Consider the following 22,938-nt stretch of genomic DNA (forward strand, 5'->3'; position numbering starts at 1 on the left):
CGCTTTATTCCTTGCCTTTAGAGGCTTTAACTCTGCCTGAGCGTTTATCCACATCTACCGAAACTACACGCCCTGACTTTTTCAACACTTTAACGCGATAACTTTTGGCTGTTTGCTCTACTTTTAAAACACGTCCTTTTTCGGCTCTCACTGCCTTTTCGGCAGCTTCACTCTTAGTAACAGCGGTGTCCGACTGAGCATGCACGAGGTTAGTACTACTTAGCAGTAGAACAAGACCTAGTAATGTAGCATGTACTATCTTTTTCATTAAAACCCACCATAATTGCAAACAACGTTATTTCTTCTATCCAGTATAAAGGACTGACCTGAACGAATACTGAATTTATTTAAGTAGTCTACCTTGCCAAACATGTTTCAACAATTCGGACAGTCACAACTTTTATCTTTGTGACTGTCCAAACCATTGTGACTGTCCGAAGTGTTAAAAAGCGTTCATCCTTTGACTGTCCGAAACGATAATGACTGTCCGAAACGATAATGTGACTGTCCGAAACGATAATGACAAATAAAAACGCCGGCAATGTGTGCCGGCGTTTGAGTCTTTACGTTATGGATTGCTTAGGAAGGCAATACCTTTTTGTATGGTTTCACCGTTACTGATGCGTAAACCCCTGCAGCGACGTATGGGTCGCAGTCTGCCCATGCTTGAGCATCGTCCAATGAATTGAACTCTGCAACCACAAGTGAGCCTGTGAAGCCAGCAGGGCCTGGGTCTGCACTATCAATAGCAGGAAAAGGGCCCGCGATGACTAAACGTCCCTCATCTTGCAAGGCAGTAAGTCGAGCAAGATGGTCAGGGCGTGCCGCTAAACGCTTTTCTAAGCTGTTTTCAACGTCGGTTGCACAAATCATGTAAAGCATCGGTTATCCTTTCGCCGTGGCCGCTTTCATTGATGACACAAAATCACCAAGCTGTTTTAACATTGCTTGGTTGTCGTTTAAATGAGCGGCAATAATATTGACGGTTGCTGATCCTGAAATTGCACCTGCAGCGCCGGCTTCAATAGCTTCTTTGACCTGGACTGGCGTTGAAATCCCAAAACCAAGTAGTGCTGGCGCGCACTCATGTGATTTTAATCGCTCAATCAGTTCAGAGGCTGGAACATTAGCGGCGGTTTCCGCACCCGTAACACCAGCACGCCCAAGCAAGTAGGTATATCCTTTCGAAAATTCGCCAATTTTTTCCATGGTTTCTTCAGTTGCATTTGGCGGGGCAATTAGTATTTGAGAGATGCCCGTTTCATCAGCAGCCTTTTGGAAAGGAGCTGCCTCTCGAATTGGCACATCGGCGATAAGAATCGAGTCTACGCCAGACGCACTGGCGAGCGCGTAAAATTCATTGATGCCTTTCGCCATAACTAAATTACTATACAGCAACAAACCAATGGGAACTGACGGGTACTTAGCACGTACACGTTCAAGCAGCGCCATACAGTGCCCTACAGTAACGTTATGTGACAGCGCACGAATGCTAGCGGCTTGAATAGTAGGGCCGTCAGCAATTGGGTCAGAGTAGGGGATGCCTAGTTCTAGTGCATCGGCACCGCTTTCAATTAATTGGCATATTATGGCTTCTGATTGCGTAATATCTGGATCGCCAATCATAACAAAGGGTACGAACGCGCCTTCATTTTTTTCGTCCAAGCGCGCGAACATATCTGCATATCTATCCATTAAATATCATCCCCTAAAATATTGATAACGTGTGCAAGGTCTTTGTCACCACGGCCTGATAGGTTAACCACAATAATGGTTTCTTCTTCTGCTTCATCGGCCATGTTTAGCGCATGCGCTATTGCATGAGAAGACTCAAGTGCAGGAATGATCCCCTCTTTACGGGCAAGCAGCTTAAACGCATTTAATGCTTCTTCATCCGTTACCGCTACATATTGCGCTCTGCCGATAGAATGTAGGTAGGCATGTTGTGGTCCAACCGCCGGATAATCGAGCCCCGCAGACACCGAATAGCTCTCTTCAATTTGGCCTTCTTTATCTTGCATGATGTAGGTATATGCACCATGTAAAATTCCCTTAGTGCCAGTGACTATCGTAGCACCATGCTCCTTGGTGTGAACACCTTTACCCGCAGGCTCTACGCCTACCAGTTTTACAGACTCTTCATCAATGAAATCAGCAAACATGCCTATTGCGTTAGAGCCTCCACCGACACATGCCACTACTGCATCAGGCAGGCGACCTTCTTTCTCTAGAATTTGTGCTCGTGTCTCTTCACCAATCATGCGGTGGTACTCACGAACAATATGAGGGAATGGGTGAGGGCCCGCTGCCGTGCCTAGCAAGTAATGCGCGGTGTCGTAATTAGCCGACCAATCTCGCATCGCTTCGTTTACGGCATCTTTTAGTGTGCCTGAGCCGGCATTAACCGGAATTACTTCAGCGCCCATTAGGCGCATGCGGAAAACGTTTGGTGCTTGACGCTCAACATCTTTTGCACCCATGTAAATGCGTGCTTTTAAGCCAAGAAGGGCACATGCAAGCGCCGTTGCTACGCCGTGTTGACCCGCGCCAGTTTCAGCAATAACCTCTTTTTTGCCCATGCGCTTCGTTAATAACGCTTGGCCTAACACTTGGTTTGTTTTGTGTGCGCCACCGTGAAGTAGGTCTTCTCGCTTCAGGTAAAGCTTAACCTTAGGGTTGCTGACCAAGTTGCGTGATAAGGTCATTGCCGTAGGTCTACCAGCATAGTCTTTAAGCAGTGATAAAAACTCTTCGTTAAAGCTGGGATCTTCTTTTGCGTCTAAAAACGCTTTCTCTAGCTGATCGAGTGCAGGAATGAGCAATTCGGGTACATACATACCGCCGAACTCTCCAAATTTTGTATCTAATTGATTCATGCTATGTCCTGTAATGATTAATTTAGTATTGGCGGCAAACTGAAAAAAATGCGCTCAACTTTTCTTGAGACTTTTCGCCGGGTGCGGTTTCTACGCCGGAATTTACATCTAAAATGGCGCAACCTGCTTTGATAGCGTCGGTAGCATTTTCAACGTTAATACCGCCCGCTAGAATGATTTTATCTTTGTGATTAACCGCATTTAATAACGACCAATCAAAGGCTTCGCCTGTCCCGCCTTTTTCCTTGCCTACTTGGCAATCGAGCAACACCTTATCAATATTCTCGTTGTCTAACAGCGTATTGAGCGATGCTGGAAGCTGACCTTTAACCCCTTCGGCTTTCCAAATTTGACAGGTATCCGGTAACATTTTGCGTAAGTCTGATACATAAGCATCGTCTTCATTGCCATGAAGCTGCACCGCAGAAAGGTTTAAGTCATGCGCAATAGTGGAAACGCGCGCTTGTGACTCATCGACAAAAACTCCTACAAAAGCGCCGTCGGTTGCCTCTACAATGGCTTTCGCAACAGACTCTGTTACGCATCGAGGTGATTTTTCAGCGAATATCAGCCCACCAAAATATGCCCCTTCTTTAAATACGGTCTGTGCTTGCTCTACCGACGTTAACCCACATACTTTTACTGCACCATAAACCAATTTGCTAACTGCGCGTTTAAGGTGTTTTTGTGCCATCAGTGCGCTTCCAACGAGAAAGCCTTGGCACAGCGGCGCTAAACGTAATACGTCATCATGGGTATAGATGCCAGACTCTGAAATCACAACGAACTGATGCGTAGCGTTGGATAACATGGGAACTAAACGCTCAGTGGTTGCAAGGTCGGTCGATAAATCACGCAAATTTCGGTTGTTTATACCAATAATATTCGCGTTAAGCGCGATAGCACGTAGCATTTCTTCTTCGTTACTCACTTCCGTCAGTATATCCAAAGAAAGTGCGTCAGCGACTTGTGCTAACGCCGTGTATTCGTCATCACTTAATACGCTTAGCATCAGTAGTACGGCATCGGCATTATAGTGCCTTGCTAAATACACCTGGTAGGTATCGACGAAGAAGTCTTTATTTAACACCGGTTGTGACACGCGCGCGGTTACGTACTCAAGGTATTCAAATTTACCTTGGAAATATTTTTCATCAGTTAATACAGAAATACCGGCTGCATGAGGCGTATAAGCATCTAGAATCTCATCAAGATCGAAATGTTCCCTTATTAACCCTTTTGAAGGCGATGCTTTTTTACATTCAAAAATATACCCGGCATTAGGTTCATTGAGCGATGCAAATAAGCTTTTTGTTGATGGCACCAACTGGTCTTGAAAGCTATCAAGGGGCAGCGCTTTCTTTCGAGCCTCAATTTCTGTGCGTTTATCTGCGACAATTTTCTCAAGCACATTAGCCATTCGTGCTTACCTCCTGAGTAATAGTTGCTACCTGTTCTAACACGCGTAGTGGTGTTCCATCTTTCATCGCTTGCATTGCCATTTCCGCACCATCTTTAAATGAAGCGGCATGGCCAGTGACATTAAGCAATGCACTACAGTTCATTGCGATTGCTGCACGGTGGGCCTCGTGACCCTCGCCATGTAATGCCGCCTCAACATATTTTTTGTTTTCTTCTGGTTCACCGCCCTCAATCGCAGAAAGGGGGTAAGAGGACAATCCGAAATCATCTGCAGTGACGGTGCGTTTACGAATATCACCGTGTTCAAGATCGAAAATAATTGATTCGCCATGCAGTGCTAATTCGTCTAACCCGTCGCCATGTACAATCATGGCGCGATGTTGGCCTAGCAGCATAAGGGTTTTAGCATAAGGTTCAAGCAGTTCAGGCGAATATACACCGAAAACTCCATGGGTAGGGCTCGCTGGGTTGGCAAGCGGACCAAGTATGTTAAACAAGGTTCTTGTCTTCAGCGCAGCGCGGACGGGGGCTGCGTAACGCATGCCCGCATGATAAACCGGCGCAAAGAGAAATGTGAAATTTGCTTCATCTAAGCATTTTCTCGATACCTCAGGGGTAATATCAAGCTGCAAACCAAATTGTTTGAACAAATCGGCCGACCCAGACTTGCTTGATACACTTCGGTTTCCATGTTTCGCTACCTTTACACCACAGGCCGCAGCAACCACCGCCGCGGCGCTTGAGATATTAATGGTGTTGTGTCCGTCGCCACCGGTTCCAACAATATCCGCGAACGCATAATCTGGGGTGGGAAACGGCCTAGCATTCGCCACCATTGCGCTGGCAGCACCGGCTATTTCGCTTGGCGATTCTGTTTTCATTTTAAGCGCGGTAAGCACAGCAGCAATAACAGCCTCGCTTTGCTCACCATGCATAATACTGTTGAACAACGAGTAGGCCTCTGTCTGAGACAAGTTCTGCTGCGCGATTAATTGCTCTAAAATAGGCGTAATATTAAACATTGCTAAGCCCTTGTTGCGTTAAATAATCAATACTTTGCTTTAATAATGCGCTGCCTTGTGCAGTAAGTATTGATTCTGGGTGAAATTGGAAACCAAGCATGCGGTCTTGTTCGTTATACACCGCCATAATCACTTCTGAACCGTCATCATTAATGCACGACGCACATGCGAGTAGCTGCGAAGGAAGCGTTTCTGCGACCAGTGAGTGGTAGCGCGCGACATGCAATGGTTGTGGAAGGTTAGCAAACATCGCCTTGCCTGAATGCGTGATGGCAGACGATTTCCCATGCATAACGGTTTTCGCTCTTCCTACTACGCCACCATAATATTCAACAATGGCTTGATGACCTAAACATATCCCCAGTACAGGGTATTGTCCTGCCACGGCTTTAAGCAGTTCTGGCATGCAACCAGCTTCACTTGGCGCACCAGGACCTGGCGATAACATCAATAGTACAGGCCCTTTTGTAGCCTGAGCTGCCATTTTTTCAAGCAATGTTGAGGGCGATACCGTGTTGCGATAAACCTCAATAGCAATGTTTAAGGTGCGGAGTTCATCCACCAAGTTGTAAGTGAATGAATCGACGTTGTCGAGGAGGAATAGGGTGATCTGTTTATCCATTATTGCATCTCCTCGTTTAATGCTGCACGTATTGCGCTAATGACCGCTTGTGCTTTTGCTCGTGTTTCGTCTGCTTCTGCTTGGGGAATAGAATCATGCACCACCCCTGCACCTGCTTGAATATAAGCTTGCTGATTTTTTACAAATGCCGAGCGGATAACGATACAGGTATCCATGTCGCCCTGACCGTTTATATAGCCTACCGCACCGCCGTAACTGCCTCTTCGTTTTTGTTCTATCTCGCGAATAAGGGTCGCGGCGCTGACTTTTGGTGCGCCGACAAGTGTGCCCATGTTCATGCATGCTTGATAAGCGTTGAGTGCGTCTAAATCATCACGCAATTGGCCCACCACGCGAGAGACCAGGTGCATCACATGCGAGTAACGGTCTACTTTAAGTAAATCTTTTACAAATCGACTGCCGGGACGGCTTACTTTTGCCACGTCATTACGTGCTAAATCGACGAGCATAATGTGCTCAGATTTTTCTTTTGTATCTTCACGCAAATTTAACTCTATACGGCTGTCTAGATCGTAATCGATGCTGCCGTCTTCGCGCTTGCCGCGAGGACGCGTTCCGGCAATAGGGTAAATTTCGACTTGATTGGTTTCGCTGTCGTATTTAAGAGCTGACTCTGGCGAGGCGCCGAAAATAGCAAAGGTTTCATCCTGCATAAAGAACATGTAGGGGCTAGGGTTTTGTTCCTTCAGTTTTGCGTATGCCAATAGGGGAGAGGGGCATGGAAGTGAAAATGTTCTTGATGGAACCACCTGAAAAATATCCCCGGCCAAAATATGTTGCTTCAAATCCAGTACATCATTGCAAAATGCTTCATCGCTTTTGTCTACTTTCATGTCGTACGTTGCTGGCACCATGTTTCTGGGCGTCGTCAATTCTGGTGTAGCAGGCATGTCATGCAAACGCTGATGAATGGCTTCAAGTCGCTGCGAGACTGCAAAATATTGCTGAGCCACGTCTTTTCCGCTAAACACACTGCCAATTAAATGTGTTTCTCGGGTTTGGTGATCTACTGTGATAAGCGTTTCAGCAAGATAAAAGACGAAGTCGGGGCAGTCATTTTCGCCTTCGTCAACCGCCGGCAGGATTTCAAACCCCGCAAGCATGTCGTAAGCAAACACACCGCCAAGGAAAACCGCGTGAGGGTGTTGACGAATAGGGGTGATTTTATTGACAGCGATACGAAGCGCATCCATTACACTGGCGGCTTTCAGTCTACTGTCTTCATCAAGTTCACCGCTTGCTTTATCGCACACCATAGTGATGGTGTCTTCACTTCTACTTACTACATGCATGCCGTGGGGTACGTGGTTGATAAAAAGAGGCAACACTGAGGCACCATTATCAGAAAGTGCTTTAACCGTAACCCTATTTTCGTTGCACTCGAACCGCAGGGCTGCATCGATTAGCAGCAAGCTTTGTAAATTGTCCTTCGAGTCTATTTCTGCTGACTCAAGTAATAACGCATTTTTATTTCCTTTGCACAGATGTGAAAAGGCGGCAAGTGGATCGTCTATATATTGACCAACTTGTTCGATTGTTTCGACTTTTCCTGGTTCTGTTCCCAGATCAGCTAAACTCATTTTTGCCATTCTCCGACTGCAAAAAGATAAAAAAAAGGCCCGTTAAAACGGGCCTTTTTGTGTTTTTTAATTACGCACCTACGCGTACACCGCCCGTTAATTCAGGGAGTGCCACCACCAAGCTGCAATTGTTGCTGCTGTTGATTTTGTAGAAAGGTGCATAAATAATCTCGTTGTTTAGTTCAAACTTCAATAGGCATTGAAGTTGTTAGTACGTATACTCTGTGCATATAGAAGAAAACAATTTCACCATTGTGTCAACCAAATAATTGCATAAAACATTGAAAATAGATTTACATAGCCATACTCGATACTCAGACGGTCACCTAACACCCGCAGAATTAGTGCTGCGTGCACATACTATGCAGGTCGACGTATTAGCAATCACAGACCATGATACCGTTGCCGGTTTAGCTGCCGCTCATGCGAAGCAGGCCGAACAAAAAAGACCGTTGAAGATTATTGATGGGGTTGAAATTTCGACTACATGGCATGGCTTTGATATCCATATTGTCGGGCTTAATGTTAACTGCGACTGTCCAACCTTTTTGGCTCGTTTAAGCGAGCAAGCGGACGCGAGGCAAACCCGCGCAGAGCTGATAGCAGAAAAGTTGGTTAAGTGCGGTTTCAACGATGTATTGGAGCGGGCCATGGCGCTAGCGGGAGAAGGGCAGGTTACCCGAGCTCATTTTGCCCGAGTGTTAGTCAACAATTACGGCGTGCCTACCATGCAGGCGGCGTTTAAGAAATATTTGGGTAAAGGCAAGCGTGCCGCCGTGAAAGCCCAATGGCCAAGTATTGAAACAGCAATTAAGTGGATTCAAGAGGCGGGCGGTCAAGCCGTATTAGCGCATCCTGCACACTACGATATGACGGCAAAGTGGCTTCGCCGTTTGGTATTGCTTTTTGCGCAATCAGGTGGAGATGCAATGGAAACCGCCTTCCCAGGTATTAATAAAACAAAACAAACGCTGATTAACGAGTTGGCCTTAGAGCATAACCTACTCGCCTCGGCGGGGTCTGATTTTCATTTTCCATCACGATGGACTGAACTTGGTAAAAACTTGGGCATAAATAGTGAATTAACACCAATATGGCAAACATGGTCACATGACAAACTTGTGTAGCCTAATACGCCAGCATTTATTTGAGATAAGAAATGAGTCAATATTTTTATATACATCCCGATAACCCGCAGCAGCGCCTTATAAATCAAGCGGTTGAAGTTATTAGAGATGGCGGTGTTGTGGTCTACCCTACTGATTCTGGCTACGCCATTGGCTGTCAAATTGAGGATAAAAAAGCGCTTGAGCAGTTATGCCGCATTCGTAACATTGGTAAAGACCATAACTTCACATTAATGTGCAGAGATATGTCTGAATTATCAATTTATGCCAAGGTCGACAATACGGCATTTAGACAAATCAAGAACAACACGCCGGGCTCGTACACGTTTGTGTTGAAAGCCACGAGGGAAGTTCCTAAGCGTCTTCAAAACCCTAAGCGGAAGACGATTGGTATTCGTGTACCGGACAATAACATTGCGCTCGCCTTGCTTGAAGCCTTAGGTGAGCCGCTAATGTCTACCTCACTTATTTTGCCGGGAAACACCATGGCAGAGTCAGACCCAGACGTTATCCGTGATAATTTAGAGAAACAAGTTGGTTTGATTATTCATGGCGGCTACATCGGAGAACACCCAACTACAGTGGTCGACTTATCAGATGATACGCCTGTTATTTTGCGCCGCGGAACGGGCGACCCGACACCCTTTGAATAAGTTGAAGTTCGTTGACTGATCAACATGTGCCACCATCACCTCTTCAGGAGCCAGTGCAGCAACCGCTACCACTGGCTTTTATTAATGGTGAGGCGCTTATTGAGAAACCCGAAGATCTGTTTATTCCACCTGACGCCCTTGAAGTTATCTTAGAGACGTTTGAGGGGCCGCTTGATTTATTGCTTTATCTTATTCGAAAGCAGCGGTTCGATATCACGACATTGCCTATTGCCGCCGTCACCAAGCAATACATGGAATACGTCGATACCATGATAGCGCTTAGGCTAGAGTTGGCGTCGGAATATTTACTAATGGCCGCTATTTTAGCGGAAATTAAATCGCGGTTATTGTTGCCAAAACGAAGTGATGACAGCGACGAAGAAGACGATCCGCGGGCCGAGCTTATTCGTCGTCTAAAGGAATATGAAGTCGTTAAACAGGCCGCAGAAGATTTAGACATTCAACCCCGTCTAGGCAGGGATGTCTTTACTGCATGTGTCGATGCGTCTGAACAGGTTGCGCCAATTCGCATTGAGCCTGATGTGAGCCTTGCTGAAATTGTATTGGCATTCAGTGCTGCGATGAAAAGGGCACAAGCGTTTGAACATCATACTATTGAGCGAGAGGCATTAAGTACACGCGAGCGAATGTCATTAATTTTAAGTACGCTTAATAACGCTGAATTTATGCCACTTGAAGCGCTATTTACCCTAGATGAGGGGCGCGCAGGTGTGGTTGTTTCTTTCTTGGCGATATTAGAACTGGTAAAAGAACAGCTAATTTTATGCATTCAAGCAGGTCCTCACGCCAGAATTCATGTAAAATTAGGCAGCCATGAAGAAAATTAACACCGCACAATTGAAGCAACTGGTGGAAGCAGCAATTTTTGTTGCTGATAAACCTGTTACGCGTCAAGTGCTTAAAGATACCGTGTTAAGTGATTTTACCGTAGCAGATAAAACGCTAAACAATGTATTAAATGAACTAACATTAGATTATCAGCCAAGGGGCATTCAACTGATCGAAGTGGCGAGCGGGTTTCGTTTTCAATCTGTTGACGCATTAAGCCCATGGTTGAGTAAATTATGGCAAGAATCTGCACCTAAATACTCAAGAGCAATGCTAGAAACATTAGCGCTTATCGCTTATCGCCAACCAATAACAAGAGGCGAGATTGAAGGCGTACGAGGAGTGGCAGTAAGCAGTAGTATAATGAAAACACTCACAGAACGAGATTGGATAAAGGTAGTGGGACATAAAGAGGTGCCGGGTAGGCCTGCGCTTTATGCCACAACCAAAACCTTTTTGGATTATTTTTCACTTGCGTCATTATCTGAGCTCCCAAGTTCAGACGCGTTTGAAAACATGGAAACATCCAACTCGTCGCTTAAGGTGTTAAATGAGGCACCGTCTGATGATACAGACCGTGCGACCGATAACGAGCAAAACAAGAGTGAAGTAATACATGACTGAAAAGTTGCAAAAAGTACTAGCCAACCAAGGGCTAGGCTCGCGACGTGAAATGGAACGTTGGATTGAACAAGGTCGCGTTTCAATAGATGGCACGTTGGCAACATTGGGTGACCGTGTTGATGATACGGCGGCAATCCGTGTAGATGGGCATTTGCTTTCTCGACAAACAGAGAAGCCGGTGTGTCGTGTGCTGATGTACAACAAGCCAGAGGGTGAGTTGTGCAGTCGCCACGATCCTGACGGTCGCGATACCGTGTTCGACAGACTTCCCGCTATTCGTCTAGGACGCTGGATAACCGTCGGTCGTCTTGATATGAATACCAGTGGACTACTGTTGTTTACTAATGACGGCGAGCTAGCGAACAGGTTGATGCACCCTAAATGCGAAGTTGAGCGCGAGTATGCGGTACGCGTATTTGGTGAAGTGACCGGAAAGACGCTAAGCACGTTGAAAAAAGGTGTGAAGCTAGAAGACGGTGAAGCAAAGTTTTTGACCATATCTGGTACACCAACGCCCGTTGGCGCTGAAGATGAAAGCATGAACCGCTGGTTCAACGTTACGCTGAAAGAAGGGCGCAATCGGGAAGTACGTCGTTTGTGGGAATCACAAGGCGTGCAAGTCAGTCGCCTAATCCGCGTTAAATACGGCCCTATCGAGCTTCAAAAGCGTTTGCCACAAGGTGCATGGGTAGAGCTTGGTTTAGACGACCTTAACGCGTTAAGACAGCACGTGCAGCTGCCTGATGAAACGCAAACCATGGTAGATGTACGTCAGGGCAAACTTGATCACGCACGTTTGAGTCGAATGAGACGCTCGGTGAAAAAGCATAAAGTACGTAAAGAGCACGGCGTGAAGAATCGTGTAGGGCGCGCAGCTAAGCGATAGCGCACAGCGTCACACCAGAAAATAGAAAAGCCCCTAAGGTATAGCATCACAGGGGCTTTTTTGTATCTGAACGTAATTCGGTTTTCTAACACTTCCTATCACACGCCACTGCGTTGTAAATTTAATGTTAATATTGGCTCGCCTGATTTCGAAATATCCTTTAGGCTAGAGAACGGTTTTCAAATGACGAGCTATTAATATGATTGCTGATATTCAGCTGCCTGCGTCGCTTAAAATTGGTGGCGGTGCGCTATCGGATTTAGCTAACATACTTGCTACATTAGGCGTTAAGCGCCCCTTCCTAATTGCCGACCCCATTATGAAGCAGTTGGGTACGGTGGCGCGGGTAACATCTCTGCTTCGCAGCGAAGGCATTGATGCCGAGTCGTTTTGTGATGTAATGCCAGAACCTGATGATCTCTCTATTGCAGGCGCAGTTGCTCAGGTGAAGGCAAATGGCGCTGACAGTATCATTGCACTTGGTGGTGGCAGCGCTATCGACAGTGCAAAAGCCATTGCCCTTCTAGTGTCACATGGCAAAAGCATGCGTGACTATAAAGTACCGTATGTCGTTAACGAACAAAGTATTCCTGTTATTGCCGTACCCACCACTGCAGGTACTGGGTCTGAATGCACTCGAGTTACCGTAATCAGTGACAGTGAGTCACAGGAAAAGATGCTGTGTATGGGCCCAGGCCTAATGCCAAAAGCTGCGATCATTGATTACGAATTAACACTTACTGTGCCATTTCGTGTAGCGGCAGATACAGGTATTGATGCGTTAACCCATGCCATTGAGGCGTGGGTAAGTAAGAAAGCCAACCCATTTAGCGATCAGCAAGCGATTGCAGCCATGCGCTTAATAGCGCCTAACTTAATACGCGCATGTAAAGACGAAGGTAACAGAAAAGCAAAAGAATCGATGATGTTAGGGGCCACGCTTGCGGGTATGGCATTTTCCAATGCATCGGTTGCGTTAGTGCATGGCATGAGCAGGCCATTGGGTGTTCACTTTCATGTTCCTCATGGAATGAGCAATGCGATGTTGCTTCCTGCCATAACGCAATATTCACTGCCAGGAGCAGAGCAGCGTTACGCTGAATGTGCCAAGATAATGGGGCTTGTTTCTGAAGAAGCCGATAATACGCAATGTCATAGCGCGCTTATTGTGTTTCTTAATAAGCTCAATAGTGAGCTTGATGTACCCTCCATGTCTCAATTTGGCATAGACAGGTTTAAGTACGACGCATTAATTGAACTGATGGCCGACCAGGCCCTTGCTTCTGGCTCGCCGGCGAATAACCCGCGAGTACCTGAAAAACAAGAAATGGTTGATTTGTATAAGCAGCTTTTTTCGTGAACACACCCTAATTATTAATTGTTTTTATAACCGTTGCCGGGTTACCCCCGATAACAACATTATCGCCAAAGGATTTAGTCACGACCGCACCTGATGCAACGACCACATTATTACCTAATGTGACGCCAGGGTTAATCACTGCGTTACCTCCCACCCAGCAATTGTGGCCAAGCGTTATGGGTTTAGCAAATTCAATACCTGTAGCGCGCTCGATGGGGTCAAGCGGGTGGGTAGCGGTATAAATGCCAACGTGTGGCGCTAACATGCAATTGTCACCGATGGTGACTTTTGCAGCATCTAAAATGACGCAGTTGAAATTGGCATAAAAGCTTTCGCCAACGTGAATGTTCTCGCCATAGTCGCACTTAAATGACGACTCTATATAGAGGCGTTTTCCCGTGCTTCCGAACAATTGCTTTAATAATTGTGTACGCTTTTTATGCTCGCTTTGACATGTGGCGTTTAACGTGTCGAGCTGCTTTCTACATTGAACGCGCAAGGCGGTGAGTACTTTGTCTGAAGGAAAGTAATCCTCACCGCTAAGCATTTTCTCTTTTTCAGTCATTGTGCAGGTTATGTATAGGACAATGTGCAGACATTACTGATTTGAGTCGTATCGTACAACCACTTTGTCATTTAACGTTTGTGATTGAATGTCCAACGTAACAGGACGTTTAAGAATTATCTGTCCGTTCACTACAACAGATGAGGCGATAGTAAGCGTAGGCGGCTTACTGTCGCCAGAATTCCAACTATCTTCACGGCTACGGTAAACGATATCGCCATTCACGACGGTGTCTCCGTCTAGTGTTATATCACCATTAAGTGAAATAACGTCTTTCTCTACCGTGGTGCCACTAAGTTCAATATCACCATTGACCGATTCGACATCTCTACCGACGTGGGAATGTGATGAAAGCGAAATGTCGCCGTTCACAGTTTCAATGTTGCGACTCACTTTTAAATGTTGTTTTGCATCAACGTCGCCATTAACGATGTCTATACTTTTAATTGAAACGTGTTCGCCCGCGTCTAAGCTGCCATTCACAATATCAACATCATCGGCTGAAGCATGGTCATCCATAGTAACGTTGCCATTTATCGACGAGATATCACCAGCGTTACGACGCTCTGAGACATTGATGCTACCAATAATACTGCTTAAATCGTCCCCTTCTGCAGCACTACTTTTGCCTACGTGAATAACACATCCTGATAGCAGCGTTACCGTTGATAGGAGAATTACACTGGCGGCGGTAAGTTTTTTCATTGCGACATTCCTGTTTACACATTAGAGCAACACTGGCGATATGCCATTTGTTCTAACTAAATGATTATATTTATACACTTATCCATACCTATACATACACCATGCCATTTTTGAAAAAGTGTTTTTTATCATGATGTTAAGGGTTTTTGTAAGTTTTTTCGACCGCCGCTATGGCGCAAAGAAGTGATGATTTGGTTTATTTGCTTAATTAGTAAGGTTTTTTACTAATAGTGACTGAATTGCACACAGCGGAGCATGAGCTAACTCAATAGATCATCGGACAGTCATAAGTATCAAGAAAGCATTTCGGACAGTCACAGAGGTTATCGTTATCAAGAGATATTTGGACAGTCAGTAATAGCTTCGGACAGTCACAGCCTGCTACACACAGCGGAGCATGGGCTAACTCAATAGATCATCGGACAGTCATAAGTATCAAGAAAGCATTTCGGACAGTCACAGAGGTTATCGTTATCAAGAGATATTTGGACAGTCAGTAATAGCTTCGGACAGTCACAGCCTGCTAATATCGATGGTTTCGGTGTGATGCTTGCATACGATTACATTTAAAAAGCGTGGCGATGCAGCAACGCCCATGTTCGAACAGGAAATGCATTTATGAACACTCTCAATTATCTAGGAACGGTACATGCTCGATAAGCAGAATCAATTACGCCAAGCGAAGCGATTCGCTCTGCTTTGCCTTATCATTGCAGCGAGCGTCTTTGTCGCGTCAACCGTGGTGCAAAGCTATTTCCCTGAACTTGCTAATGCGTATTGGTTGGGCTTGATAAAAATGGCGAGTGAAGCGGCTTTAGTCGGTGGGTTAGCAGATTGGTTTGCTGTTACTGCGCTATTTAAGCCAATCCCAGCTAGATACCCTATACCCCACACTAATATTGTAGCGAGTAATAAAAACATTATTGCTGAAAATTTGTCGCAGTTTGTAAAAGAGAAGTTCTTCCATCCCGAAGCAATAGAGCAGCTTATTTCATCATCTAACCCAGCTAAAGGGGCAGGGCGATGGCTGTCCAATGAACAAAATGCAAAAAGATTAAGTCGCTTTTTTTGTGATGCTCTCGTAGGTATTTTGCGTGTACTAGACGATAAGCCTGTTAAAGCGTTTATTGGGCGTACGACAGAAAGGGGGCTTCGCCAACTTGATCTCAAAAAGCTCATTGCTACTTCGCTTGGTGCGATAACGAGAGATAGGCAACATCAAGTTGTTCTCGATAAATTACTTGGGAAATTATCTGTAACACTCGGGGAGCCCGAAACTCAACACTACATTGCCGATACGCTTGTGGTATGGCTTAAAACAGAACACAACCGTATAGAAAAGTTATTACCATCGACGTGGCTAAGTGAGCAAGGCGCGCTAATTGCCGTAAGAGCGGTATCAAGCATACTAGATGATATCTATGAAGACTCAGAACATCCTCTGAGGCACTCTTTTGATGAACAGGTGCATGACTTTATTTACGAGTTGGAACATAGCCCTTTAATGGAAGCGCGCATTGACGCCTATCGAGAGCAAGTAATTGATGACCCTGCACTTAAGGCATATTTGCAAGGTACATGGGAAAAGCTGCAAAGTTGGTTATTGAAAAGTTTGAGCGAAAAAGAAGGGGCTGCCGAGAGCAAAGTGGCTGCATGGCTTAATGAATTAGGAATGACGCTTTCCAAAGATAGCGACTTAGCAAGTGCGTTCAATCAACACATTGGCGAAGCAGGTAAATATATGGCTCCGGAGCTTGCTGATTTCTTAACCGTTCATATAAGAGACACGATTAAAGGGTGGGATGAAAAAGAAATGGCCGAGCAAATAGAGCTGAATATAGGCAGAGATCTTCAAAAAGTGCGCGTTAATGGCACCATAGTCGGCGGTTTCATCGGGGCAATTTTATACGGTGTTGAAATTGCTATTTTAGGCTAAATACGAGATTGTCAGCATCAACTTTACGTTTTAGACCGCCTTCTACTTCAGAGCGTTCCAACAGCGTAATTTGATAATGTTGCTCATATAAAGCGGACACGGTTTTCACATCGACACTGAAAGGAGGGCCAGGCATTTTCTCTTGGTCATAATCGAATGAAATAACAAGTTGCGGTGCACGCTGCGTAATTTCAACAATATGCACACTGTACTTGGCTCTTATTTGCTCGGGTAAGGCCACCAACGCAGCTCTATCGTAAACACCATCTATGTTTCCAATGTCGCTTGAGGATAGTGTGAAAATGTCTCCGACAAAAACGGTTAAGCCCTCGACAGAATATTTAAGCCCGGTTGCCGTCTTCTCAACCACTGGCTGAACGTTTAACTCTTCGAAAAGCTGCTGTGTAGCCACTTCACTTAACTCTGCGCCAACTACGCTACAGCCTTTAGACAGAAACCAGCCAATATCTTTCGTTTTGCCACACAATGGGACGAAAATAGTGGGGTTCTTTGCGGTGCTCAGCAAAACGGATGAATGCTTTACCAGAAGCGCGTTTCCTTGAGGCTCATGAAAGGCAATTTCATTGTTTTGCCATTTGCTATGCCAAAAGCTATGTTCCATGTACCACCTCAGAAAACGTACCGTACTGTTTTTCTTTATTATTGCGTAACGTTTGCGTCACGCAATCCGGAGCCTATTTGTCTAACGGTGTGTTGAAGTCTTCCGAAAGTTCAAAGTCGCCATCGATTGAAACAACCTTGTCGTCTTCAAACGTAATAATCATCTGTTTTTGGAAGTCTTCGCCGCGCTTTCTCATTCCGCGCTTCATATCGTAAACGTAATACCATGTATCATCATCAAACGAGTCTTGAACTACTGGGTTCCCAAGAACATAAATAACTTGCTCTTTGGTCATTTCGATACGAAGTTTCTTAACGTCTCGCTCGTCTAAGAAATTTCCTTGTGGTACGTCTATACGATAGATCCAGTTACTACAAGCGGTCGATGTAAGGGTAATGCTAAGTATTACTAATAAGTGTTGCAACTTCATGCGTAAATCAGTCCAGTATTGCTTTCGTGTTGCCTAGTACTTTTTGTACGTAGGGTGTTTTCTTGCAGGCGCGAACGCATGCTACCTTGACAACTATGACCAATCAACTTCATTTTAGTTCGATGCAGCGCTTTTAAGCAGTTCTTTTGCGTTTGCAAGCGCAGACTTGGTTACTTTGTCACCAGCGAGTAAGCGCGCAAGTTCGTCCACTCGGTCTTGCTTAGTTAATGCAAGCATCTGCGTTTCAGTGCTTTCACCATCGGTAATTTTAGTCACAAAAAGCTGGTTGTGTGCTTGCGCAGCAACTTGAGGTAAGTGCGTTACGCACATAACCTGTGACTGTTTGCCTAATTTCCGAAGTAAGCCGCCAACAATTGATGCGGTAGGGCCACTTATTCCTGTATCCACTTCATCGAAAATCATTGTGGGTGTTGCATTATTGTCGTTAGCAATAACTTGTATTGCTAACCCGATACGAGAAAGCTCTCCACCTGATACGACCTTCTCTAGCTTGTCGGCATCTTGGCCGGGGTTTGTCGATGCTTTAAACGTAATAACGTCAAGTCCGGTAACGCTTGGTTTTTTCAACGGATCGTAATCAACATCAATTTGCACCTGAGCATGGGGCATATTCATTTGTCGAATTTGTTTTTCAATATCAGCAGCAAGTGCTAACGCCGCTTGTTGTCGGTCGTTAGACAAAACTTGGGTTGTTGCGAGATACTCCTCTTTACACGTGCTTACCTCATCTTCTAGTGTGGTCAGAAGCGTCTCTTGTTCGCCCAGCGCCGTAAACTCTTGAGTGAGTGATTGGTGATGCTGGAAAAGGGCCTCAGGCATCACATTGTGCTTGCGCGCTAACTCCATCGCTTTTCCATACCGAGCTTCTACTTGCTGAAGGCGTAGCGGATCGATTTCCAACGCATCACAGTAACTTCTTAGTTCACTTGCTGCTTCTTCAACCTGAATAGAAGCCTCGTTAAGCATGGCAACTATTGGCGTGAGCGTGGCATCGTGCGCTTCAAGTTCTCCTAAACGTTCTATGCTATGTTGAATAACAGAAAGCGCGTTGCCTTCATCATTTTCATAAAGGTTGTATACACTGGTTTGCGCTTGCTCAAGCAAACTTTGCCCATTGCTCAGCCTTTTATGTTCTGTCTCAAGCTCTTCAAATTCGCCTTCTTCAATTGAAAACTCGTCTAATTCTTTAACCTGATATGTCAGAAGCTGCAGACGGTCTTCGCGTTGTTGTGCTTGATTTTGCAAATCAGACAATAGCTTCTGTTTTTCTTTCCACTGCATATAAGCGTGCTTTACATTTTCTAACAACCCACTATGGTCGGAATAGCTATCTATCAGATTGCGTTGATAATCTTCTTTAAGCAGCTGGAGGTGCGTATTTTGCCCGTGAATGGCAAGCACATATTGGCCTAGGCTTTTAAGTTGCTGAAGTGATGCAGGAATGCCGTTGATAAATGCTTTAGAGCGACCTTCTTTTGAGATCACGCGTCTGATAAAACAGCTATTGTCATCTTCATCCGAGGTAAGTTCATGTTCATCAAGAAAATGCTTAGCAAACGCGTTATTTTCTAATGAAAAGTGAGCGATTATTTCAGCCTTTTGGGCACCTTTGCGTACGGCGTTAGCATCTGCGCGTTCGCCTAAGCAAAGGCTAAGCGCGTCTATAGCGATAGACTTCCCCGCTCCCGTTTCACCCGTAATAGCGGTTAATCCGTGCTCTAGTTGAACAGATAATTGTTTTACTACAGCAAAGTTGCTAATTGAAAGATGCGCTAACATAACTACACTCACCTATTTAACATGATATTTATACAGTTAGTGTAAATATATACAGTATTTTTGGTGGCGTAAAGTTTTTGTCGCTTAATTAAGCGAATAACCGAATCTGATTTTTATAACTAATTGATATTATTAGGTTGTTATCAGGAAGGGAGAGAGGGGAGCAGCTTAACGATGTTGTATTGTACGCGCTATAAAAAAACGCCAAAACGTTTTTCGACGTTTTGGCGTTTGTTATCATGATTACATTACTTTGTTAGTTCGCCTGAACTCGACTCTAAGTGGGCTCTTACGAACCACTGGAATTGTTCAAGGTCGGCTAACTGGCCTGTGATCATATCTTCCGATACTGGGTCTATGTCGCCCAGTGTCTCTAATGCTTTTCTATGATCGCCGTTCACACCATTGTATACCGCATCTAGCGCTACGAGATGGTCAGTCACTAACGCTTTTCCTAGCGCATAGTCATCCCATGTACGTGTTTCCACAATCGCTTTCGGCGTTCCTTTTGGTACGCCACCTAGCGTTGCTATGCGCTCCGCGATTGTGTCTGTCATATCACGAACTGCATCTACCTGTGGGTCAAGCATTTCGTGTACGCCAATAAAATTTGGGCCTACCACGTTCCAATGAACGTGCTTCAATGTAAGTTGTAAATCAAGAAGCGCGGTTAAACGTTCCGCTAGCACATTAATCGCTTCAGCGGCTTTATCGTTATCCATTCCAGGTGCAGTAAACTTAAGATTCTCGTTACTCATCATTACTCCTTTTAAACTTTAAATGTCTGTCGACGCTGCAATTTCATTTGTGCATAGCGTCGACGAACTCACAGTAATCCTTGCAACGTGCATACCGATATGAAAGAGAATTGATTTTTTTTGATTATTTTCAGTGGTTTAGTTGAGGGTTTGTCGTAATTTTAGTAGAGATAAGAAAATAAAAAGAGGTAATGGCAGTGAAAAGAGTACAAGGCGTTGTAAGATTTTCGTGCTTTTTACGGTAACGTAATTGCACCTCAACGTCTGTGCTTTACAAACAGTAGAGAGACGGGGTTAGCTACAAATGGTAAAGTGACAAAGCGCTAGCGAGTGCTTGCAGCAAACAAACGTTTTAACAAGACACGTTTAGTAGAGTTTACTGCCCCATCCCAATTTTTTGCGTAATACATTGAAGTAGTCGTACCCTTTTGGGTGCACTAAATGCAATTTATCATCGCTCTTATTAATGCGTATTTCATCACCCGGTAATACGGGAAGCACAATATGACTGTCACAGCTTAGTTGAAGCGAATCACTGTTCACTTTAGAGACTTTCATTGAAACTTGGCTGTCAGCATCAACCACGATGGGGCGGCTGCTAAGGGTATGAGGAAACATTGGCACTAATGTGAGTGCATCAAGCTTTGGCATTATTATCGGCCCTCCCGCTGACAGTGAATAGGCTGTCGAGCCGGTTGGTGTCGCAACAATTAAACCGTCGCTTCTTTGGCTGAAGACAAATTGGTCATCGATATAAATCTCGAATTCCATCATGTGTGCCACTTTACCGTGATGCAGCACCACTTCGTTCATGGCCGAATTATTACTTTTTAATTTCTCATCTCTATATACGCCCACATCAAGCAAGAAACGTTTTTCTACAAAACATTCGCCGTTAAAGATATGGTCAAGCTGAGAGGCAATGTCATCGGGATGGATATCAGTTAGGAAGCCAAGGTTGCCTCGATTCACGCCGACAACATGGATGTCAAATCGGGCTAATACGCGCGCAGCGCCAAGCATGCTGCCATCACCGCCCACTACAACCGCTAGGTCGGCATCTCTACCAATGGTGACTAAGTTACTGGCTATAAAGTTATCGGTTTCTAATTCGCATGCAATGCTTTCTTCTACCAATAATGTGCAGCCTCGCGCAAGTAAATAATCGGCAAGCGTGTTAAGGCTATCGTGTGTGGCCGCGTGACGCGGTTTACCTATAAGAGCAACGGTTTGATAGGGCATGGAATGCTAACGTCCTTTCCTTTCCAATGGCAGGACATTAGCACACTTATTTTATGAAAGGAAAGCGTTACCTTGCGGTCCATCCTCCATCAAGGATCATTGCTTGTCCGGTAATATTCCTTGCACTGTTAGAGATAAGGAATTTCGCCGTGTCAGCAAGCTCTTCAATGCTAATAAACTGCTTTTTCGGCATGGGCTCTAACATGATTTTGTTAATAACGTCCTCTTCGGTTAAATTGTGTTCTTTTGCTTGGGCGGCAATTTGTTGCTCGACCAAAGGCGTTTTAACGTAGGCTGGGCAGAGTGTATTGATGGTTACGTCACAATCACCGGTTTCTAATGCCACTGTCTTTGCAAACCCTAATAGGCCATGTTTAGCCGCCACATAAGCCGACTTATAGGGCGAAGCCACCACCGAATGAATCGACCCTACATTGATAATCCGTCCGTAATTTTGAGCCCGCATTGCAGGTAAAAAAGCCTGAGTAAGGAGCGCGGGGGCAACGAGCATGATGTCGATGAGTTGCTGCCACTTTTGAGCAGGGAACTGTTCGAGCGGAGCAACATGCTGTATGCCAGCGTTGTTGATCAGAATATCAACGCGTCGTGAGCCAAGCTTATCGTTCAGTGATGCAATATGTTCAGCATTGCACACGTCAAGCGCGATGGCACTGCTACTTCCACCTGCGGCAATAAGTGCGGACGCGGCGTGCTGCGCTGCTTCCTCATTGATATCTGCAATAATAATATGGTGACCGTCGGCTGCCATGGCTTTTGCAATACCAAAACCAATGCCGCTAGCGCCGCCGGTAATGAAAATTGTACGTTTCATTACTCTGCTCCTTCGCGCATTGTGTTTAACCCTCTCAGCATAGCGGCCACTGCTTTAATTTGCGCTCCCTCACGATTGGCGTAGTCTGAAGATGTGTACCCCCACCAGTCCCAGCACCCCTGTGGGTTTAACGGCATAAACATAGATTTCTTAGTTTGTGGGTATAACACAATCAGATGGTTATCATCTGCCCACTCATTCAACCCTGTTTGCGTAACGTATGCGTCGCCTACAGCGTCAGCATATTGATTACAACCATGAAAACTGATGTGTGCCCGGCATTGCTCACCTTCAGCACAACTTTTTGGTACATATACAAAGCCCTCCGAAGCCAGTGTTTTTGCATTGTCGCCTGCCATCGCTTGCTGGTCGATAGTCATTACCTTTCCACTGAGTGTATCGTCGGGTTCGGCAATGTCAGGAAGCAGATGCTTTAACATCTCACCCGCCGCATTATAGTTACAATTACCGATAAACGGTGTTTCAGATGTTATGCAATCACTACCACTGCTAACCGTTGGGAATACATGTGCTATCGCTTTATCGTTAATGTACTTAATGCGGTCGCTGGCAACCCACTCACTATACATAGCGTGAAGGCTATCGCTTACTTCAGCGACGACGCGGGTATCTTGCGTGCCGTGAAATAGCCATACCTTGTCATTGGCTAAGTTAGTAAGCGGTGCTATTTTGCCATTCGCTTCGTAGCGTTTTGCGGTTTCGTTTAACGCCTTTATATCAATAGGCTCATCAACCGTATTTACGCATTGACGAAGGGCAACAGTAATATCGCCTTGTGCACACCAGTATGGGCCGCCTGCTAATACACCCGAGCCAGAAACCCAATCGCTATTTGCAACGTGAAACTGTGTCGCCATGTAGCCGCCAGACGACAAACCAGACACTGTTACGTTATCCAGTTGCAAGTTTAGCATTGGTGTTGCAGCTGCTGCGTACCCAGACGTGGCAATACATAGCGCTGAAAATATCGTTTTTAACTTCATGA

Annotated in this window: 24 protein-coding genes and 1 other annotated feature; of the genes, 7 read left to right on the top strand and 17 right to left on the bottom strand. The window is 45.3% G+C overall.

The window, feature by feature from the left end; all coding sequences use genetic code 11:
- Positions 1–4: 4 nt before the first annotated feature.
- From ACOJRU_RS06340 to ACOJRU_RS06375, 8 genes are all read right to left on the bottom strand, one after another.
- Entirely contained in the window at positions 5–268 is a 264-nt protein-coding gene (locus ACOJRU_RS06340; protein ID WP_421134188.1) for a PepSY domain-containing protein, read from the bottom strand.
- A 311-nt stretch (positions 269–579) separates the two neighbouring features.
- Positions 580–882 (bottom strand): YciI family protein, encoded by a 303-nt coding sequence (locus tag ACOJRU_RS06345; RefSeq protein ID WP_421134189.1) that lies wholly within the window; start codon positions 880–882, stop codon positions 580–582.
- A 3-nt stretch (positions 883–885) separates the two neighbouring features.
- On the bottom strand, positions 886–1,695 hold the full coding sequence (gene trpA / locus ACOJRU_RS06350; RefSeq protein ID WP_421134190.1) for a tryptophan synthase subunit alpha: 810 nt from the start codon (positions 1,693–1,695) through the stop codon (positions 886–888).
- Positions 1,695–2,876 carry a tryptophan synthase subunit beta gene (gene trpB, locus ACOJRU_RS06355; RefSeq protein ID WP_421134191.1) on the bottom strand — a complete coding sequence of 394 codons (1,182 nt, stop codon included), beginning with the start codon at positions 2,874–2,876 and terminating at the stop codon, positions 1,695–1,697. The genes trpA and trpB overlap by 1 nt, the downstream gene beginning before the upstream one ends.
- 22 nt (positions 2,877–2,898) lie before the next feature.
- The gene (trpCF, locus tag ACOJRU_RS06360) at positions 2,899–4,296 is read right to left on the bottom strand and encodes a bifunctional indole-3-glycerol-phosphate synthase TrpC/phosphoribosylanthranilate isomerase TrpF (protein WP_421134192.1); all 1,398 of its coding nucleotides are present in this window, start codon (positions 4,294–4,296) and stop codon (positions 2,899–2,901) included.
- Entirely contained in the window at positions 4,289–5,320 is a 1,032-nt protein-coding gene (trpD, locus tag ACOJRU_RS06365) for an anthranilate phosphoribosyltransferase (protein ID WP_421134193.1), read from the bottom strand. Before trpD ends, trpCF begins: the two co-directional genes overlap by 8 nt.
- Positions 5,313–5,942: an aminodeoxychorismate/anthranilate synthase component II gene (locus tag ACOJRU_RS06370; RefSeq protein ID WP_421134194.1), complete on the bottom strand. Its 630-nt coding sequence runs from the start codon at positions 5,940–5,942 to the stop codon at positions 5,313–5,315. The genes trpD and ACOJRU_RS06370 overlap by 8 nt, the downstream gene beginning before the upstream one ends.
- Complete coding sequence (locus ACOJRU_RS06375; RefSeq protein ID WP_421134195.1) at positions 5,942–7,543, bottom strand: anthranilate synthase component 1; 1,602 nt, start codon at positions 7,541–7,543, stop codon at positions 5,942–5,944. Before ACOJRU_RS06375 ends, ACOJRU_RS06370 begins: the two co-directional genes overlap by 1 nt.
- Positions 7,544–7,572: 29 nt before the next feature.
- Positions 7,573–7,665, bottom strand: a sequence feature (Trp leader region).
- A gap of 159 nt (positions 7,666–7,824) precedes the next feature.
- On the opposite strand from ACOJRU_RS06375, the gene ACOJRU_RS06380 reads away from it, so the two are divergent.
- The 6 genes from ACOJRU_RS06380 to ACOJRU_RS06405 all read left to right on the top strand — a co-directional run bounded on the left by ACOJRU_RS06380 (position 7,825) and on the right by ACOJRU_RS06405 (position 13,042).
- Positions 7,825–8,670, top strand: coding sequence for a PHP domain-containing protein (locus ACOJRU_RS06380; RefSeq protein ID WP_421134196.1), 846 nt, complete (start codon positions 7,825–7,827; stop codon positions 8,668–8,670).
- A 32-nt stretch (positions 8,671–8,702) separates the two neighbouring features.
- A complete protein-coding gene (locus ACOJRU_RS06385; RefSeq protein WP_421134197.1) occupies positions 8,703–9,323 on the top strand; it encodes an L-threonylcarbamoyladenylate synthase in 621 nt (206 codons plus the stop codon).
- Between the two features lie 11 nt (positions 9,324–9,334).
- Positions 9,335–10,171 carry a segregation and condensation protein A gene (locus ACOJRU_RS06390; protein WP_421134198.1) on the top strand — a complete coding sequence of 279 codons (837 nt, stop codon included), beginning with the start codon at positions 9,335–9,337 and terminating at the stop codon, positions 10,169–10,171.
- Complete coding sequence (gene scpB / locus ACOJRU_RS06395) at positions 10,158–10,796, top strand: SMC-Scp complex subunit ScpB (RefSeq protein ID WP_421134199.1); 639 nt, start codon at positions 10,158–10,160, stop codon at positions 10,794–10,796. The genes ACOJRU_RS06390 and scpB overlap by 14 nt, the downstream gene beginning before the upstream one ends.
- On the top strand, positions 10,789–11,682 hold the full coding sequence (rluB, locus tag ACOJRU_RS06400) for a 23S rRNA pseudouridine(2605) synthase RluB (protein WP_421134200.1): 894 nt from the start codon (positions 10,789–10,791) through the stop codon (positions 11,680–11,682). The genes scpB and rluB overlap by 8 nt, the downstream gene beginning before the upstream one ends.
- Positions 11,683–11,881: 199 nt before the next feature.
- Positions 11,882–13,042 carry an iron-containing alcohol dehydrogenase gene (locus tag ACOJRU_RS06405; RefSeq protein ID WP_421134201.1) on the top strand — a complete coding sequence of 387 codons (1,161 nt, stop codon included), beginning with the start codon at positions 11,882–11,884 and terminating at the stop codon, positions 13,040–13,042.
- A gap of 7 nt (positions 13,043–13,049) precedes the next feature.
- Here the strand turns inward: ACOJRU_RS06405 and ACOJRU_RS06410 are convergent, their stop codons facing one another.
- Positions 13,050–13,607, bottom strand: coding sequence for a sugar O-acetyltransferase (locus ACOJRU_RS06410; RefSeq protein WP_421134202.1), 558 nt, complete (start codon positions 13,605–13,607; stop codon positions 13,050–13,052).
- A gap of 33 nt (positions 13,608–13,640) precedes the next feature.
- Positions 13,641–14,312 (bottom strand): hypothetical protein, encoded by a 672-nt coding sequence (locus ACOJRU_RS06415; protein ID WP_421134203.1) that lies wholly within the window; start codon positions 14,310–14,312, stop codon positions 13,641–13,643.
- Positions 14,313–14,961: 649 nt separating this feature from the next.
- On the opposite strand from ACOJRU_RS06415, the gene ACOJRU_RS06420 reads away from it, so the two are divergent.
- The gene (locus tag ACOJRU_RS06420; protein WP_421134204.1) at positions 14,962–16,248 is read left to right on the top strand and encodes a DUF445 domain-containing protein; all 1,287 of its coding nucleotides are present in this window, start codon (positions 14,962–14,964) and stop codon (positions 16,246–16,248) included.
- Here ACOJRU_RS06420 and tmpT read toward each other — a convergent pair.
- From tmpT to ACOJRU_RS06455, 7 genes are all read right to left on the bottom strand, one after another.
- Positions 16,235–16,870, bottom strand: a complete 636-nt coding sequence (tmpT, locus tag ACOJRU_RS06425) for a thiopurine S-methyltransferase (RefSeq protein ID WP_421134205.1) — start codon at positions 16,868–16,870, stop codon at positions 16,235–16,237. The two genes, ACOJRU_RS06420 and tmpT, sit on opposite strands and share 14 nt — an antisense overlap.
- A gap of 73 nt (positions 16,871–16,943) precedes the next feature.
- Positions 16,944–17,300, bottom strand: a complete 357-nt coding sequence (locus tag ACOJRU_RS06430; protein ID WP_421134206.1) for an outer membrane protein assembly factor BamE — start codon at positions 17,298–17,300, stop codon at positions 16,944–16,946.
- A 114-nt stretch (positions 17,301–17,414) separates the two neighbouring features.
- Positions 17,415–19,100 (bottom strand): DNA repair protein RecN, encoded by a 1,686-nt coding sequence (recN, locus tag ACOJRU_RS06435; protein WP_421134207.1) that lies wholly within the window; start codon positions 19,098–19,100, stop codon positions 17,415–17,417.
- A 248-nt stretch (positions 19,101–19,348) separates the two neighbouring features.
- Complete coding sequence (gene dps, locus ACOJRU_RS06440) at positions 19,349–19,858, bottom strand: DNA starvation/stationary phase protection protein Dps (protein ID WP_421134208.1); 510 nt, start codon at positions 19,856–19,858, stop codon at positions 19,349–19,351.
- Positions 19,859–20,224: 366 nt separating this feature from the next.
- A complete protein-coding gene (nadK, locus tag ACOJRU_RS06445) occupies positions 20,225–21,100 on the bottom strand; it encodes an NAD(+) kinase (protein ID WP_421134209.1) in 876 nt (291 codons plus the stop codon).
- A 67-nt stretch (positions 21,101–21,167) separates the two neighbouring features.
- A complete protein-coding gene (locus tag ACOJRU_RS06450) occupies positions 21,168–21,932 on the bottom strand; it encodes a 3-hydroxybutyrate dehydrogenase (RefSeq protein ID WP_421134210.1) in 765 nt (254 codons plus the stop codon).
- Positions 21,932–22,936: a polyhydroxybutyrate depolymerase gene (locus ACOJRU_RS06455; RefSeq protein ID WP_421134211.1), complete on the bottom strand. Its 1,005-nt coding sequence runs from the start codon at positions 22,934–22,936 to the stop codon at positions 21,932–21,934. Before ACOJRU_RS06455 ends, ACOJRU_RS06450 begins: the two co-directional genes overlap by 1 nt.
- Between the last annotated feature and the right edge of the window lie 2 nt (positions 22,937–22,938).

Source organism: Alteromonas algae (assembly GCF_049117195.1).
In the GTDB taxonomy this organism is placed as follows: Bacteria; Pseudomonadota; Gammaproteobacteria; order Enterobacterales; family Alteromonadaceae; genus Alteromonas.

Excerpts from the sequence above, each read along its gene's own strand:
- ACOJRU_RS06340 (WP_421134188.1), bottom strand. The coding sequence starts at position 268 with ATGAAAAAGATAGTACATGCTACATTACTAGGTCTTGTTCTACTGCTA.
- ACOJRU_RS06345 (WP_421134189.1), bottom strand. The coding sequence starts at position 882 with ATGCTTTACATGATTTGTGCAACCGACGTTGAAAACAGCTTAGAAAAG.
- trpA (WP_421134190.1), bottom strand. The coding sequence starts at position 1,695 with ATGGATAGATATGCAGATATGTTCGCGCGCTTGGACGAAAAAAATGAA.
- trpB (WP_421134191.1), bottom strand. The coding sequence starts at position 2,876 with ATGAATCAATTAGATACAAAATTTGGAGAGTTCGGCGGTATGTATGTA.
- trpCF (WP_421134192.1), bottom strand. The coding sequence starts at position 4,296 with ATGGCTAATGTGCTTGAGAAAATTGTCGCAGATAAACGCACAGAAATT.
- trpD (WP_421134193.1), bottom strand. The coding sequence starts at position 5,320 with ATGTTTAATATTACGCCTATTTTAGAGCAATTAATCGCGCAGCAGAAC.
- ACOJRU_RS06370 (WP_421134194.1), bottom strand. The coding sequence starts at position 5,942 with ATGGATAAACAGATCACCCTATTCCTCCTCGACAACGTCGATTCATTC.
- ACOJRU_RS06375 (WP_421134195.1), bottom strand. The coding sequence starts at position 7,543 with ATGAGTTTAGCTGATCTGGGAACAGAACCAGGAAAAGTCGAAACAATC.
- ACOJRU_RS06385 (WP_421134197.1), top strand. The coding sequence starts at position 8,703 with ATGAGTCAATATTTTTATATACATCCCGATAACCCGCAGCAGCGCCTT.
- scpB (WP_421134199.1), top strand. The coding sequence starts at position 10,158 with ATGAAGAAAATTAACACCGCACAATTGAAGCAACTGGTGGAAGCAGCA.
- rluB (WP_421134200.1), top strand. The coding sequence starts at position 10,789 with ATGACTGAAAAGTTGCAAAAAGTACTAGCCAACCAAGGGCTAGGCTCG.
- ACOJRU_RS06405 (WP_421134201.1), top strand. The coding sequence starts at position 11,882 with ATGATTGCTGATATTCAGCTGCCTGCGTCGCTTAAAATTGGTGGCGGT.
- ACOJRU_RS06410 (WP_421134202.1), bottom strand. The coding sequence starts at position 13,607 with ATGACTGAAAAAGAGAAAATGCTTAGCGGTGAGGATTACTTTCCTTCA.
- ACOJRU_RS06415 (WP_421134203.1), bottom strand. The coding sequence starts at position 14,312 with ATGAAAAAACTTACCGCCGCCAGTGTAATTCTCCTATCAACGGTAACG.
- ACOJRU_RS06420 (WP_421134204.1), top strand. The coding sequence starts at position 14,962 with ATGCTCGATAAGCAGAATCAATTACGCCAAGCGAAGCGATTCGCTCTG.
- tmpT (WP_421134205.1), bottom strand. The coding sequence starts at position 16,870 with ATGGAACATAGCTTTTGGCATAGCAAATGGCAAAACAATGAAATTGCC.
- ACOJRU_RS06430 (WP_421134206.1), bottom strand. The coding sequence starts at position 17,300 with ATGAAGTTGCAACACTTATTAGTAATACTTAGCATTACCCTTACATCG.
- recN (WP_421134207.1), bottom strand. The coding sequence starts at position 19,100 with ATGTTAGCGCATCTTTCAATTAGCAACTTTGCTGTAGTAAAACAATTA.
- dps (WP_421134208.1), bottom strand. The coding sequence starts at position 19,858 with ATGAGTAACGAGAATCTTAAGTTTACTGCACCTGGAATGGATAACGAT.
- nadK (WP_421134209.1), bottom strand. The coding sequence starts at position 21,100 with ATGCCCTATCAAACCGTTGCTCTTATAGGTAAACCGCGTCACGCGGCC.
- ACOJRU_RS06450 (WP_421134210.1), bottom strand. The coding sequence starts at position 21,932 with ATGAAACGTACAATTTTCATTACCGGCGGCGCTAGCGGCATTGGTTTT.
- ACOJRU_RS06455 (WP_421134211.1), bottom strand. The coding sequence starts at position 22,936 with ATGAAGTTAAAAACGATATTTTCAGCGCTATGTATTGCCACGTCTGGG.